Source organism: Pseudomonas sp. 05N433 (assembly GCF_056396925.1).
In genome coordinates, this window is sequence record NZ_JBFTML010000025.1 from 50245 (window position 1) to 65063 (window position 14819).

A 14819-nucleotide genomic window follows, 5' to 3' on the forward strand; every position below is an offset into this window, starting at 1 on the left:
CAGTCTGCCCGTACGGCCGGCTCATCGTTATGGATGACCCGGCCGTTTTTTTTATCCAGTGTCCAAACCGTTCGCGATAGAAAAACCTGGTACTTTGGCAACTCTCAAGCCTGTCAGTCGCCCGAACGATCGGTGAGTGCGCGAACAGGACGCCGAGCCGATCACCTGCATGGTATGGTGCCCGCCCGACTTACTCTCTGTTTGCGCCAGCATGCTGCCGACCTCCCGTACCCTGCGTCTGTCGTTGTACTCCCTGCTGATCGTCGCCGGTGCCGTCCTCGCCGCCACCCTGGCCATCCGCCACGCCGAACGCCAGGCGCTGGAAGAAGACGCCGCCCGCGCCAACCAGCAACTGGSGCTGTAYGCCAMKTCSCTGCAYACCCTGATCGACCGCTACCGAGCCCTGCCCGCCGTGCTGGCACTSGACCCGGAGTTGCGCGCCGCGCTCGATGGCCCGGTAACGCCTGAGCAACAGGACGCACTGAACCGCAAACTGGAAAAAATCAACGGTGCGGCGCAGTCCTCGACTCTGGAACTGCTCGACCGCACCGGCCTGGCCGTGGCCGCCAGCAATTGGCGTTTGCCCAGCAGTTACGTCGGCCACAACTACGGTTTTCGCCCTTACTTCAGCCAGACCCGCACCCAGGGCGCCGGGCGCTTTTATGCGGTAGGCGTCACCAGTGGCATTCCCGGTTACTTTCTCTCCAGCGCGGTGACCCGCGACAGCGGCGAGTTCCTCGGCGCCATGGTGGTGAAACTGGAATTCCCGGAACTGGAGCGCGAATGGCGTCAGGGCAGCGACACGTTGCTGGTCAGCGATGCGCGCGGGATCATCTTCATTGCCAACCAGCCGGGCTGGCGCTATCGCCTGTTGAAACCGTTGAACGACAGCGATCACACCGAGCTCAAGGCCACCCGCCAATACGACAAACAACCGCTGACACCGCTGGATTACCAATCGCTGCAGCGCTTTGACGACAACAGTGATCTGGCGCGCGTCGTCGGACCTGACGGCACGGCAAACTACCTGTGGGAATCGCTGCCGCTGAGCACTGAAGGCTGGACCTTGCACCTGTTGCGCCGCCCGCAAGTCGCCTTCGAAGACATCCGTAACGCCGCGCTCGCCGCTGCCGGGTTGTGGCTGGCGCTGGTGTTTCTGTTGCTGTTCCTTAATCAACGCTGGCGCCTGGCCAAAATGCGCCAACGCAGCCGCGAAGAACTCGAACAACTGGTGGAAGAACGCACCCGTGACCTGCGCACCGCTCAGGACGGACTGGTGCAATCGGCCAAACTCGCGGCGCTGGGGCAGATGTCCGCAGCGCTGGCCCATGAAATCAATCAGCCCCTGACCGCCCAGCGCATGCAGCTTGCTACGCTGAGGTTGCTACTCGATCACGGCCGGGTCGACGACGCCTACAAGGCGCTCAAACCGGTGGACGACATGCTCACGCGCATGGCCGCCCTCACCGGCCACCTGAAAACCTTCGCGCGCAAAAGCCCCAGCGGTTTGCGCGAACGACTGGATCTGGCGGCGGTGGTGGATCAGGCCCTGCAATTGCTCGACGCGCGCCTGCGCGATGAACAGGTCAGCCTGGTGCTGCACCTGACCCGTCCGGCCTGGGTACGTGGCGATGCGATTCGTCTGGAACAGGTGCTGATCAACCTGCTGCGCAACGCCCTGGACGCCATGCAGGGCAAACCCTGCAAGCGTCTGGAAATTCGTCTCGAAGCCGATGAACAGCTATGGCGCCTGAGTGTGATCGACAATGGCGGCGGCATTGCCGAAGAACACTTGAGCCAGGTGTTCGATCCATTCTTTACCACTAAGCCGGTGGGTGATGGCCTGGGCTTGGGGCTGGCCGTGTCCTTTGCCATCGTCCACGAAGCGGGCGGACGCCTGAGCGCCGATAATGGCGAAAAAGGCGCGGTGTTCAGCCTGACGTTGCCCATTGATCTGGAGGTAGCTGCCTGATGCTCAATTCGGTGATGGTGGTCGATGACGAAAGCAGCATCCGCAGCGCCGTCGAACAGTGGCTGAGCCTGTCGGGGTTCGAGGTGCAGCTGTTCAGCCGCGCCGATGAGTGCCTGGCGCAACTGCCGAAACACTTCCCTGGGGTGATTCTCAGCGATGTGCGCATGCCCGGCATGAGCGGGCTGGAACTGCTGGCCGAAGTGCAGCGCCGCGACGCCGATTTACCGGTGATCTTGCTGACCGGTCACGGCGATGTGCCGATGGCCGTCGAAGCGATGCGCGATGGCGCCTACGATTTCCTCGAAAAACCCTTCAGCCCGGAAACCCTGCTGAGCAGCCTGCGTCGGGCGCTGGACAAGCGCCGGCTGGTGCTGGAAAACCGTGCCCTGCACGAACAGGCCGACAATCGCGCCAAACTCGATGCCACCCTGCTGGGAGTGTCCCGTGGTTTGCAGACGCTGCGCCGGCAAGTGCTGGATCTGGCGACGCTGCCGGTCAATGTGCTGATCCGTGGCGAAACCGGCAGCGGCAAGGAACTGGTTGCCCGCTGCCTGCACGACTTCGGCCCCCGCGCCGACCAACCCTTTGTCGCGCTGAACTGCGCGGCGATTCCCGAGCAGTTGTTCGAGGCCGAACTGTTCGGCCATGAGAGCGGCGCGTTCACCGGCGCCCAGGGCAAACGCATCGGCAAGCTCGAATACGCCGACGGCGGCACACTGTTTCTCGATGAAATCGAAAGCATGCCGCTGGCGCAGCAGGTGAAACTGCTGCGGGTGTTGCAGGAGCAGAAGCTCGAGCGATTGGGCTCCAATCAGAGTATCCACGTGGATTTGCGGATCATCGCCGCGACCAAACCCGACTTGCTGGATGAAGCCCGGGCCGGGCGTTTTCGCGAGGATTTGGCCTATCGCTTGAACGTCGCCGAGCTGCGGCTGCCGCCGTTGCGCGATCGGCGTGAAGACATTCCGCTGTTGTTCGAGTTCTTCGCGCAAAGTGCCGCCGAACGTCTTGGCCGTACCTTTCCACCGTTGAGCGGGCCGCAATTGAGCCATCTGCTGAGCCACGACTGGCCAGGCAATGTGCGCGAGCTGGCCAACGTCGCCGAGCGCCAGGTGCTGGGCCTCGGCGAACCGGAACCGGTGGGGATCGATCCCGGCCAGTCACTGGCGGCGCAGGCGGAAGCCTTCGAAGCGCATTGCTTGCGCGCGGCGCTGACCCGGCATAAGGGCGATGTGAAAGCGGTGCTTGAAGAACTGCAACTGCCGCGCCGGACCTTCAATGAAAAGATGCAGCGCCATGGCTTGAGCCGGGAGATGTTCATATCCGACACATGACCTGTGGCGAGGGGGCTTGTCGGAACGCCGCATCGCCCCGTTCGGCTGCGAAGCAGTCGTAAAATCTGCAAATGTGGTGTACCTGAAAAAATGCCGGGGAGYGCTTCGCACTCCAACGGGGGCAAGCCCCCTCGCCACAAGTGATCGGCGGAAATCCGCTCATACTTACGCATACCTTGAGCGACTATCCGCTCAACAAAACCTCTCACCCCCTCTAAACCGGCCCTCCTCCCCTTGGCACAGCTCCTGCTATAGCCCCTGCAGGCTGCGTTTACACGCGCTCCACAAAAACAATTAAACGAAGGATCCTTCAATGGATAACTCCAACGCCCTGCCCCTTGGGTCGGCTGCCGTGCCGGCTAAAGAAAGAAGCACCGCCAGCCGGATCAAATCGATCTTCAGCGGCTCTGTCGGCAACATGGTCGAGTGGTATGACTGGTACGTCTACGCCGCCTTCTCCCTGTACTTCGCCAAAGTCTTCTTCCCCAAAGGCGACACCACCGCCCAACTGCTCAACACCGCCGCAATCTTCGCCGTGGGCTTTTTGATGCGCCCGATCGGCGGTTGGCTGATGGGCCTCTACGCCGACAAGGCCGGCCGTAAAGCCGCGCTCATGGCGTCGGTCTACCTGATGTGCTTCGGCTCGCTGCTGATCGCCCTGAGCCCGGGCTATGAAACCATCGGTATCGGCGCGCCGATCCTGCTGGTGTTCGCCCGCCTGCTGCAAGGTTTGTCGGTGGGGGGTGAGTACGGCACCTCGGCAACGTACCTCAGCGAGATGGCGACCAAGGAACGTCGCGGCTTCTACTCCAGTTTCCAGTACGTGACGCTGATCTCCGGCCAGCTCATCGCCCTGGGTGTGCTGATCGTGCTGCAAAACTTCCTGACCACCGAAGAGCTGTACGCCTGGGGCTGGCGCATTCCGTTCGCCATCGGCGCGCTGTGTGCCGTGGTCGCGCTATACCTGCGTCGCGGCATGGAAGAAACCGAGTCGTTCACCAAGAAAGAGAAAGCCCGAGAAAGCGCGATGCGCACCTTGCTGCGCCATCCCAAGGAACTGATGACCGTGGTCGGCCTGACCATGGGCGGCACGCTGGCGTTCTACACCTACACCACGTACATGCAGAAATACCTGGTGAACACCGTCGGCATGAGCATCTCCGACTCCACCACGATTTCCGCGGCCACGCTGTTCCTGTTCATGTGCCTGCAACCGATCATCGGCGGGCTGTCGGATAAAGTCGGTCGGCGGCCGATCCTGATTGCCTTCGGCATTCTCGGGACGCTGTTCACCGTACCGATCCTGACCACCCTGCACACCATCCAGAGCTGGTGGGGCGCGTTCTTCCTGATCATGGCGGCGCTGATCATCGTCAGCGGCTACACCTCGATCAACGCGGTGGTCAAAGCCGAATTGTTCCCGACCGAAATCCGCGCCCTGGGCGTCGGCCTGCCGTACGCACTGACCGTGTCGATCTTCGGCGGCACCGCTGAATACATCGCCCTGTGGTTCAAGAGCATCGGCATGGAAACCGGTTACTACTGGTATGTCACGGCGTGCATCGCGGTGTCGTTGCTGGTGTACGTGACCATGAAAGACACCCGCAAGCATTCGCGGATCGAGACCGACTGACAGCAACATTGATGGCGGCTGTACCGGCCTCTTCGCGGGCAAGCCTCGCTCCTACAGGGGTACGCGATCATCTGTAGGAGCGAGGCTTGCCCGCGAACGGGACACCTCGGTATCAGGTCAACTCAGCCGCCGTCTGCTTCGCGTACTTGCCCTGCACGTAAGACGCCCCCGCAATCATCACCACCAGAACCCCCGCCAACACCAGCGAAGAACCGATGGTGCCCAAATCCAGGCCACCCTTTGCATGGGGTTTGGTCAGGAAGTCGCCCAAGGTTGCGCCGAATGGCCGCGTCAACACGAACGCCACCCAGAACAGCAGCACCGACGAAATCTTCGTGAAGTATTTCAACAGCACCACCAGCGCAATGGTCGAACCGATCAACAGTGCGCCGCCGGCAAAACCCAGGCCCGAGTCGTCGGCCAGGTAATCGCCAAGCGCCGTGCCCAGGGTGTTGGAAAACAGAATCGCCATCCAATAGAACATCTCGCCCCGGAAGGTCTGGACCTTGGTGACGTTCAGCGAATCGCCGCTCAAGCGCCAGGCCGCGAATATCCCCAGCAGAATCGCAATCAGGATCATCGAACCCGTGGCGTAGCCCAATTCAAGGGTGCGGTCCATGAAGTCGGACATGGTGGTGCCTGCGGTGCTGGTCRACAGAATCACGATCCAGTACAGCACCGGCTTGTAGGTTTTGGACATCAACTGCGTGACCAGCGTCAGCACAAAGACGCTGATCAGAATCAGCGAGCTGATGGCGTAACCGACATTAAGGGTCATCGACAACAAATCCCCCGCGGTTTCACCCAGGGTCGTTGCGCAGATTTTCATGACCCAGAACGCCAGGGTGATCTGAGGAAGTTTATTCATTCAAGGCAAGCTCCAGTTCGTGGCAGTCGTTTCTTCGGGTTATTGACCGGTGCGCAGACTGGCGGTGGAGCGGTGAAAAATAGGTAAGTGCAGGATGAAAATTCTGTCACGCAGACAAGAGAGCCCGATTAATCGCTGGTTAATGCCCAGTACGCATCCTGCCCCCCGTCGATCAATTCATTGCAATGTGCAAACTGGAGTTACCCATGAAAACCAAACTGATGCTTGCCCTGACCCTCTCTGTGCTGGCGGCCAATACCTTCGCCGCCGATGGTTACGACCGCACCGGTTCCGCCGTCTTCACTGCGCAAAGCAACACCGCAGACGACAGCCGCACCGACGCGGCCAAAGTCGCTACCGACAGCGTCGATCGCACCGACGCTGCCCGTACCAACTGATCCCTGTACGCACCACACAGCCCGGCTCTGGCCGGGCTTAGTCATTTCTGGGGAAAGCAAAACCCGGTGATCGCCACAGAAGCCCCACTCCCACTGATTGAAATCTGCCGCTGGCCCTTGCACCATGCTCACCTCCCGGACGCCCTCAGGAATTCACTCCATGCCCGACGATATCCATTTCTACGAACCCGCCAACGGCCATGGCCTGCCCCATGACCCGTTCAACGCCATCGTCGGCCCGCGTCCCATCGGCTGGATTTCCTCCCAGGACGCCAACGGTCGCCTGAACCTGGCGCCCTACAGCTTCTTCAACGCCTTCAACTACATCCCGCCGATCATCGGGTTTTCCAGTGTCGGGCGCAAAGACAGCCTGAACAACATCGAGCAGACCGGCGAGTTCGCCTGGAACCTGGCGACGCGTCCGCTGGCCGAGCAGATGAACCAGAGCTGCGCCATGGTCGGGCCGGAAGTCAACGAGTTCGAACTGTCCGGGCTGACCACCGCCGCGTCGAAGATCATTCAGGTGCCACGGGTCGCCGAAAGCCCGGTGTCCTTCGAGTGCAAGGTCACGCAGATCATTCAGTTGCAGCGCGCCAACAAGGAAGTGGTGCCGAGCTGGCTGATTCTCGGCGAAGTGGTCGCCGTGCACATCGCCAAATGGCTGTTGAAGGATGGGGTGTACGACACCGCCGCGGCAGAACCGATTCTGCGCGGCGGCGGGCCAGCGGATTATTTTCAGCTGGGGCCAGAGGCACTGTTCAAGATGTTCCGCCCGGGGGCGGTCAAGTGATTACCAGAGCAGGTCGGCGTCTTGTTTGACGTCTTTGAGGTGGGTCAGCTCTTTGGCCGCGGCCTCGTCGGCTTCATGAGCGGTCTTGAACGTCTGGCCTTCCAGCACTTTGTGAAAAACCGGGGCACCGGAACCACCGAGGGCTTTGACGGCAATCGCGGCGTGGTAACCGCCCTCGCTCGGTACTACTGCTGAAACGGCTTCGAAGTGTTCAAAGGCTTTACGTGCCATGTCGCGGATCCTGGCTAATGGAGAGTTGCGCCATTAAACCCTCAACCGGCCAGTTTGTGTACCGCTGCCTGGGACTGGCCGAGGGCCTGGGTCGCCGAGACATCCTTGAAAGTATGGAAATCCAGGCTGTTGACCACCATTTCCTGCACCAGTTCGGCAAAAATCTGCATCGCCGGGCTGCCGAAGTAAGCGGTCATCGCCTGTTGGCTGGCCCAGAAACCGGACACCAGCCACAGCTCGGGATCACATTGCGAGTGCTGCAGGGCGAAGCTCAGGCAACCCGGCGCGTTGCGCGACGGTTCGATCAGGGCGCTCAGGCGCGCACCGAGTTCTGCCGAACGCCCGGCGCGGGCGCGAACGAAGGCCATATGACTGACGGGGATCTGCGTAGACATGTTCAACCCTCCCAGGGAGTCGAGTGGCAGCCGTGGGACGGGCTGCGACAGGATCCAAGATTAGGCGGCGCATCACAGTCAGCGTTAGTCGATTTCTGCCGGCTTATTGCACAATCCTGCGCAACTGCAAAAAGCCTCTGTAACAGCGCGCAAAGTATTGTCACACCGCTGTCACACCACTTTTAAGCAAGTTTCATCCACGTTGCCCTGCTATGGCAGCCTCGTGTATTCACCCCGCGCAGAATCAGGCAAGCTTTTGACAGGATGTGTCTACCGCTGTCCCTTGCACAAATTTAAGCTCGGCCCATGACCAACACTTCACGGAGGATTCCCTGCATGTCGTCGCTCGATCACTTTCAGGCTCCGCTTCCCGCTGACATGGAAAAACAGCGCGCGGAACTGGCCGACCTCATCCGTCGCAACACGCTGGACGATGGTTCCTACGCCACCGCCGTCGGTTCGCTGTTCATGTCGCGTCACAGCAAATCCCATGATTTCGCCCCGGGGCTGGCCCAACCGGCCCTGTGCATCATGGCCCAGGGACGCAAGGAAGTTCGGTTGGCGGACGAACACTTCAATTACGACCCGCTGAATTACCTGGTGGTATCGGTCTCGATGCCCCTGAGCGGGCGGGTGGTGAATGCCTCGCCCGAAGAACCGATCCTCGCGGTGCGGCTGGACATCGACCCGGCGGAAATCACCGCGCTGATTGCCGACGCCGGCCCCATCGGCCTGCCCACACGGCCCACGGGCCGAGGCCTGTATGTCGAGCGGATCGACGCGGCCATGCTCGACGCCGTGCTGCGCCTGGCGCGTTTGCTGGACACACCGAAAGACATCGCCATGCTGGCGCCGCTGATTCGTCGGGAGATTCTGTATCGGCTGTTGCGCAGCCAGCAGGGGCATCGGCTGTATGAGATTGCCATCGCCAACAGCCAGAGCCATCGCATCGGCCAGGCGATCAAATGGCTCAACGGCAATTATGAGCAACCGCTGCGCATCGATGATCTGGCGCGGGAAGTGAACCTGAGCGTGTCGACGCTGCATCACCGCTTCAAGGCGATGACGGCGATGAGTCCGCTTCAATATCAGAAACAGCTGCGCCTGCAAGAAGCGCGGCGGTTGATGCTGGCCGAAGGGCTGGAAGCGTCGGCGGCAGGGTATCGGGTGGGGTATGAAAGCCCTTCGCAGTTCAGCCGCGAGTACAGCCGATTGTTCGGGGCACCGCCGCTGCGGGATTTGGCGCGGTTGCGGTTGTCCGTGTAATCAGATTCATACCCTGTAGGAGCGAGGCTTGCCCGCGAAGGCGTCGTATCAGCCAGCATCAATGCTGAGTATGAAATAGCCTTCGCGGGCAAGCCTCGCTCCTACGAGGATGGGGGTGTTTGTTCAGGCGCTCAGTACTCGGCACGCCTCAGCCGGCAAGGTCACCGACACCGGATTGCCAATGCTCAACCCAACGTCCTGACACGGCGTGCTCAACGCGGTAAACGACACCCCGGAACATTCGACGGTGGTTTCGATGGTCGCGCCGATATCCCGCACAAACGTCACCTTGCCCAGCAAGCGATTCCCCGCCGTGGCCTGCGGTTGCGACAGCTGCAGGTCTTCGGGGCGAATCAGCATTTTCACCTTCTCCCCCACCACGATGCTGCTGCAGATCGGCACTTGCAGCGCATCACCGCCGGGCAGGCTGACCTTGCCATTGCCCAACGCCGTGGCCGGGAAAATATTCCCCGAACCGATGAAGTCCGCGACGAATTCGTTGGCCGGGTGCCGATAAATCTCAATCGGCGTGCCCACCTGCTGCACCCGATGCTCACCCAGCACCACCACGATGTCGGCCATGGTCATGGCTTCGCGCTGGTCGTGGGTGACCATGATGGTGGTGATGTTCAAGCGCTGTTGCAGCTGACGGATTTCCACCTGCATCGACTCGCGTAACTTGGCGTCCAGCGCCGACAGCGGTTCGTCGAGCAGCAGGATTTTCGGCCGCGAAGCAATCGCCCGGGCAATCGCCACACGCTGACGCTGACCGCCGGAGAGTTTCGCCACCGGGCGATCAATCATTTCCTGCAGTTGAATCAGCTCAAGCAACTCCACCACCCGCGCCTGCTGATCAGCCTTGCTGACCCCACGCAGTTTCAGYGGATAGGCAATGTTCTCCCCCACCGTCATGTGCGGGAACAGCGCCAGGGATTGAAACACCATGCCGAAATTGCGCTGATGCGCAGGGGTATGGCCGATGTCTTCACCGTCCAGGCGAATCTCGCCGCCGGTCAGGGTTTCGAGCCCGGCGATCATCCGCAGCAAAGTGGTTTTACCGCAGCCCGACGGGCCGAGGAAACACACCAGTTTGCCCTCGGGCAAATGCAGGTTTACATCCTTTACCGCGCAGGCCGAGCCGTAATGTTTCTCGACGTTTTCCAGAATCAGACCAGTCATTTGAATCACCTCAAGAAATCAGAACGAAACGCCGCCTTCGCCAACCAACTTTTCCAGCGCCCAAATGAGCACGAAGTCGATCAGCACGATCAGCACGGCAAACGAGAAAACGGTAGGGTCGAGCGAAGACACGGTGCGGCTGTACATCCAGATCGGCACGGTCATGACGTCGATGGTGTAGAGGAAATAGGTCACGGTGAATTCGTTGAACGAGACGATGAACGCCAGCAGCATGCCCGCCAGAATCCCCGACTTCATCAACGGCACCACCACATCGACAATCGCCCGAGTCGGTGAAGCGCCGAGCATTTGCGCGGCCTCTTCGACTTCGCTGCCGATGGAGAGCATCGCTGCCGTGCAGTTCTTCACCACGAACGGCAGCGCTAGAATCACATGGGCAATCACCAGCCGCGAGGTGGTGATCTGGAATGGCAGGCTGTCGAACACCAGCAGCAAGGCCAGGCCCAACACCACCATCGGGAACACCAGTGGCAGCGACATCAATTGCAGCGCCACGGCCTTGCCGCGGAACTCGCAACGGGTCAGCGCGTAAGCCGCCGGCACCGCGATGATCGTGGCGAAGATCATGGTCAGGCAGGCCACCATCAGGCTGGTGCTCATGGCTTTGCCCAGGCTCAGCACGTCGCTGGCATCCGGTGAGACGAACGTGTGCCAGGCGGCCTTGTACCATTGCAGGCTGTAGCTGCTGGGCGGAAAGTCGAGGTTCGAGGCGCCGCTGAACGACATGACGATCATGGTCAGGATCGGCAGCACCGCCAACAGCAAAATGAAGCCCGAGAGGATGCCGGCGAACTTGCCGGTATCGCCCGGCAGCAACGACTGACGCTTCTTGATCAAAGTGCTCATTGGGAAGCCTCCAGCATGCGCCGACGACGGCCAGTGATGTATTCGGACAAGGTCATGATTGCCAGGGTGGTAACGATCAGCACCACGCCGGCAGCGGACGCGGCGGGCCAATTCATCAGCGGGGCGATCTGGTCATGGACCATCACCGCCAGCATCGGCACGCGCCGACCGCCGAGCAGCAAAGGCACCACGAAGCTGCTGGCGTTGTAGGCAAACACCAACGTCGCGCCGGTGATGATCCCCGGAAAACTCATCGGCAACACCACTTGGCGAAACACCTGCAGGCGACTGGCGCCCAAGGTTGCAGCGGCTTCTTCGTAAGTGCGGGCGACTCCGCGCATGGCACTGGCAATCGGCAGCACAGCCAACGGGAACGCGGTTTGCACCAGGCCCATCAATACGCCGTTCTGGTTGTACAGCAGCATGATCGGCCGCTTGATCAGGCCCAGGCCCATCAGCGCCTGATTGAGCATCCCGCCCGGGCCGAGAATCACCAGCCAGCCGTAGCTTTGCAGCAACAGGTTGACCAGCAACGGCAACAGCACCGCCGCCAGGAAAATCCGCCGCACGAACGGTGAGGTCAGCCGCGACATGGTGTAGGCCACCGGGATCGCCAGCAGCACCGCGATCACCGCGCTGATCAGCGCCAGGCGCAGGGTCAGCAGCAAGGATTTGAGGTAGTACGGTTCCAGCAATTGCGCGTAACTGGCCAGGCTGAAGCCGGACCACTCCGCACCTTTGGTGCCCACGCTCATGCGCAGCACCAGGAGGCTGGCGGCAATCAGCACGCCGAGAAACAGCATCGACGGCGACAGGAAAAACCACGCACGCACTGTCGGTGAGACACCCCGATTAGCGCGCGTGGGTGCGACGCTTACCGGATGGGTCAGAGGTTGGTGTTCCATAGCAAGGGTCTCGTCAATGGAAAGCAGCAAGACTGAGATTCGGCAAAACCTGTGGCGAGGGAGCTTGCTCCCGCTGGGTTGCGCAGCGACCCCAATCAATCACCGCGCCCTTTCAGATAGAACGCGGTGCCTGGTTTTGCGGCTGCTACGCAGCCGAGCGGGAGCAAGCTCCCTCGCCACAATGAATCTTCAAACCGCAGAAATCAGGAAGAAAAGATTTCCGTGTAACGACGAATCCATTGGTCATGCACGGTGGCCAGGAAGGCGTTGTCGTGCATGATCGCCTTCTCGGCGATCTGCTCCGGCGTAAGGATATACGGGCTCTTGCGGGCTTCGGCGGAGATGATCGCCTTGGCGTTGACCGGACCGTTGTAGATGTCTTCGGCCATCTTGCCCTGCACCAGCGGGTCCAGAGAGTGGTTGATGAAGGCGTAGGCCAGGTCGGTATCGCCCGGACGGTTTTTCGGCATCACCGAGAGCATCAGGTCGGTGTAGAAACCTTCCTTCATGCCGAACGTGGCGCCCAGACCGTAGGCCGGGTCGCGGATCTGTTTGGGGAAAAACGCCGGTGCGTACAAGCCGCCCATGTCCAGGGACCCGGTACGGAACAGCTCGGCGATCTGGTTCGGGTTTTCACCCAGGGTCACCACGCGGCTCTTGAGCTCGGCGAGTTTCTTGAAGCCCGGCTCGATGTTGTGTTCGTCACCACCGGCCAGTTTGGCGGCGATGATGATCAGGTCCATGGCCTCGGTCCAGTTCGGCGGCGGCAGGAAAATGTTCGGCGCCAGGTCGGCGTCCCACATCGCGGCGTAGCTGTCCGGGGCTTCTTTCTGGGTACGGGTGCTGTAGACCAGGCTGTTGCACCACAGCAGGTAACCGATACCGTGGCCATTGGCGCCGGTGCGATATTTCTCCGGCACGTCCACCAGGTTGGGGATGCGGTTGAGGTCGGGTTTTTCCAGCAGGTTGGCGGCGGCCAGGCCTTCGGCGCCGACGCCGGCCAGGGTGATGATGTCGTACTGTGGACGATCACCGCCGGCCTTGAGTTTGGCGACCATTTCCGAGGTACTGCCGGTGCGGTCAGCGATGACCTTGCAGCCGTACTTGTCTTCGAAGGTCGCCGCGATGTTGCGCAGTGCTGCAAGGCCAGTGTCATCGGACCAGGTCAGCAGGCGCAGGGTCTTGCCCGCAAAGCGCGTGTCGCTGGCGTTGGCCTTGATGAACGGCATGCTCATGGCTGCCGCGGCAACCGAGGCCACGCCCACGGTTTTGATGAATTGACGTCTGTTCAGATCGTGCTCGCCCATGAAGGACTCCCTTTGTTTTTTTAAGTATGAGGTTGGTCGCAACCGTTGCATCCGCGCGGCCAGTTCGGCTTGAAGTCCCCGGTTTCAAAGGACTTGAGCTTGACCGGCGGGTTCATCCTGAGGTCGTGCAAAACACCTGACTATCGATAAATACTCATTGAAGCCATGACGTTGGCGCATGCCTCATCAAGAGGCATGCGCTCACTGTTTTCGTGCTGTCAGACGGCCCGAATCACGTGTTTGATTTCCTGGAAAGCCTGCAAGCCCCACGGCCCCAATTCGCGGCCGATGCTGCTCTGTTTGTAGCCACCCCAGGCGGTCTGCGGGAAGATCACTTGCGGCGCGTTGATCCACACAAGCCCCGCCTGCAAAGCGTTGGCGACCCGATCGGCGGCCTCGCTGTCGCGCGTGACCACACTGGCCACCAGACCGAACGGGCTGTCGTTGGCCAAGGCGATCGCCTCGGCTTCAGAGCTGAAACTGCGCACGCAAATCACCGGGCCGAAAATCTCTTCGCACCACAACGCACTGTCGAGGGGCGCGTCGATGAAAACGGTCGGCTGCAAAAAGTAGCCGCGCGACAGGTCTGCCGGACGATTGCCGCCGCAGATCAGCTTCGCGCCAGCGCTCAAACCGCGATCGATGTGGCCCAGCACCCGCTGGTATTGCGCCTGGTTGACCAGTGCGCCCATTTCCACGTTCGGGTCGAACGGGTCGGCCACGCGAATGGCTTCGGCACGGGCCTTTAATCGCGCGACAAATTCATCCGCCAACTCATCGGCAACCAGCACACGACTGGTCGCCGAACACATCTGCCCGGCGTTGAAGAAACCGCCGCCGCAGGCCACTTCCACAGCCAGTTCGATGTCGGCATCGGCGAGCACCAGCAGCGAGGATTTACCGCCCAGTTCCAGGCTCACGCCTTTCACGGTTTCCGCTGCCCGCTGCATCACCTGCACGCCCACCGCGTTGCTGCCGGTGAAGGAAATCTTGGCGATGCGCGGGTCAGCCGACAGCGGTGCGCCGACCGCAAGGCCGGTGCCGCAGACCAGGTTGAACACACCGTTTGGCACACCGGCCTCGGCAATGATCGTCGCCAGTTCCAGTTCCGGCAGCGGCGTCACTTCAGACGGTTTGAGCACCACGCAGCAACCGGCGGCCAGGGCCGGGGCGAGTTTCCAGGCGGTGGTGACCATCGGGAAATTCCACGGCACGATCAGCCCCACCACACCGCACGGTTCGCGGCGCAAACGGGCGCTGAAATCGTCGCTCGGCAATGCCACGACACTGTCTTGTTTCGCGTCCAGGCCTTCAGCCAGACCGGCGTAATACTCGAAGGTGGCGATCACGTCGTCGACGTCGATGGCCGCTTCGAACAGCGGTTTGCCGTTGTTGCTCGACTGCAACTTCATCAACTGTTCACGCCCGGCCTGCACGCCTGCGGCGATTCTGCGCAGGATCGCCCCACGCTCGGCTCCGGTGGTTTTCGACCATTGCTTAAAAGCGTTGGCCGCCGCGGTGACGGCCTGATCGACAGCGTGTGCATCGCCGCCGTTAACGGTGGTCAGCAGGGCTTCGGTCGCCGGGTTGATCACGCGCAGATGTTCGTTGCCAGCGGACCATTGGCCATCGATGAACAGGCCGTCGAGGGTCGTCGGAAAGGTCATGGGAGCA

The 14819-nt window shown here is 61.2% G+C and carries 14 protein-coding genes; 6 read left to right on the forward strand and 8 right to left on the reverse strand.

From position 1 onward, the window contains the following. Nucleotides 1–211 precede the first annotated feature (211 nt). From AC1DIS_RS15120 to AC1DIS_RS15130, 3 genes are all read left to right on the forward strand, one after another. A complete protein-coding gene (locus tag AC1DIS_RS15120) occupies nt 212–1972 on the forward strand; it encodes a sensor histidine kinase (RefSeq protein ID WP_477780954.1) in 1761 nt (586 codons plus the stop codon). Continuing rightward, entirely contained in the window at nt 1972–3306 is a 1335-nt protein-coding gene (locus AC1DIS_RS15125) for a sigma-54-dependent transcriptional regulator (RefSeq protein WP_477744538.1), read from the forward strand. Before AC1DIS_RS15120 ends, AC1DIS_RS15125 begins: the two co-directional genes overlap by 1 nt. Nucleotides 3307–3619: 313 nt before the next feature. Then, entirely contained in the window at nt 3620–4939 is a 1320-nt protein-coding gene (locus tag AC1DIS_RS15130; protein ID WP_018926549.1) for an MFS transporter, read from the forward strand. A gap of 112 nt (nt 4940–5051) precedes the next feature. Here the strand turns inward: AC1DIS_RS15130 and AC1DIS_RS15135 are convergent, their stop codons facing one another. Continuing rightward, nucleotides 5052–5807: a COG4705 family protein gene (locus tag AC1DIS_RS15135; protein ID WP_477780952.1), complete on the reverse strand. Its 756-nt coding sequence runs from the start codon at nt 5805–5807 to the stop codon at nt 5052–5054. A gap of 206 nt (nt 5808–6013) precedes the next feature. Here AC1DIS_RS15135 and AC1DIS_RS15140 point away from each other — a divergent pair, with 206 nt between their 5' ends. Further along, nucleotides 6014–6205, forward strand: a complete 192-nt coding sequence (locus AC1DIS_RS15140; RefSeq protein WP_018926551.1) for a hypothetical protein — start codon at nt 6014–6016, stop codon at nt 6203–6205. A gap of 160 nt (nt 6206–6365) precedes the next feature. Further along, nucleotides 6366–6995, forward strand: a complete 630-nt coding sequence (locus AC1DIS_RS15145) for a flavin reductase family protein (RefSeq protein WP_018926552.1) — start codon at nt 6366–6368, stop codon at nt 6993–6995. On the opposite strand, the gene AC1DIS_RS15150 is transcribed toward AC1DIS_RS15145, so the two are convergent. After that, complete coding sequence (locus AC1DIS_RS15150; RefSeq protein WP_018926553.1) at nt 6996–7226, reverse strand: hypothetical protein; 231 nt, start codon at nt 7224–7226, stop codon at nt 6996–6998. It abuts the gene before it with no gap. Nucleotides 7227–7267: 41 nt separating this feature from the next. Beyond that, nucleotides 7268–7621 (reverse strand): putative quinol monooxygenase, encoded by a 354-nt coding sequence (locus AC1DIS_RS15155; RefSeq protein ID WP_026286455.1) that lies wholly within the window; start codon nt 7619–7621, stop codon nt 7268–7270. 336 nt (nt 7622–7957) lie between these two features. Between AC1DIS_RS15155 and AC1DIS_RS15160 the strand changes: the two genes are divergently transcribed. Continuing rightward, nucleotides 7958–8887, forward strand: a complete 930-nt coding sequence (locus tag AC1DIS_RS15160) for an AraC family transcriptional regulator N-terminal domain-containing protein (protein ID WP_476212286.1) — start codon at nt 7958–7960, stop codon at nt 8885–8887. A 123-nt stretch (nt 8888–9010) separates the two neighbouring features. Here AC1DIS_RS15160 and AC1DIS_RS15165 read toward each other — a convergent pair whose 3' ends face one another. The 5 genes from AC1DIS_RS15165 to AC1DIS_RS15185 form a co-directional block, all read right to left on the reverse strand. Then, the gene (locus tag AC1DIS_RS15165) at nt 9011–10066 is read right to left on the reverse strand and encodes an ABC transporter ATP-binding protein (RefSeq protein WP_018926556.1); all 1056 of its coding nucleotides are present in this window, start codon (nt 10064–10066) and stop codon (nt 9011–9013) included. Between the two features lie 18 nt (nt 10067–10084). Further along, on the reverse strand, nt 10085–10933 hold the full coding sequence (locus AC1DIS_RS15170) for an ABC transporter permease (RefSeq protein WP_258613202.1): 849 nt from the start codon (nt 10931–10933) through the stop codon (nt 10085–10087). Then, nucleotides 10930–11838: an ABC transporter permease gene (locus AC1DIS_RS15175; RefSeq protein ID WP_019581522.1), complete on the reverse strand. Its 909-nt coding sequence runs from the start codon at nt 11836–11838 to the stop codon at nt 10930–10932. The genes AC1DIS_RS15170 and AC1DIS_RS15175 overlap by 4 nt, the downstream gene beginning before the upstream one ends. Before the next feature lie 203 nt (nt 11839–12041). Then, on the reverse strand, nt 12042–13145 hold the full coding sequence (locus AC1DIS_RS15180; protein WP_258672554.1) for an extracellular solute-binding protein: 1104 nt from the start codon (nt 13143–13145) through the stop codon (nt 12042–12044). A gap of 218 nt (nt 13146–13363) precedes the next feature. Beyond that, nucleotides 13364–14812, reverse strand: a complete 1449-nt coding sequence (locus AC1DIS_RS15185; protein ID WP_305411337.1) for an aldehyde dehydrogenase family protein — start codon at nt 14810–14812, stop codon at nt 13364–13366. Between the last annotated feature and the right edge of the window lie 7 nt (nt 14813–14819).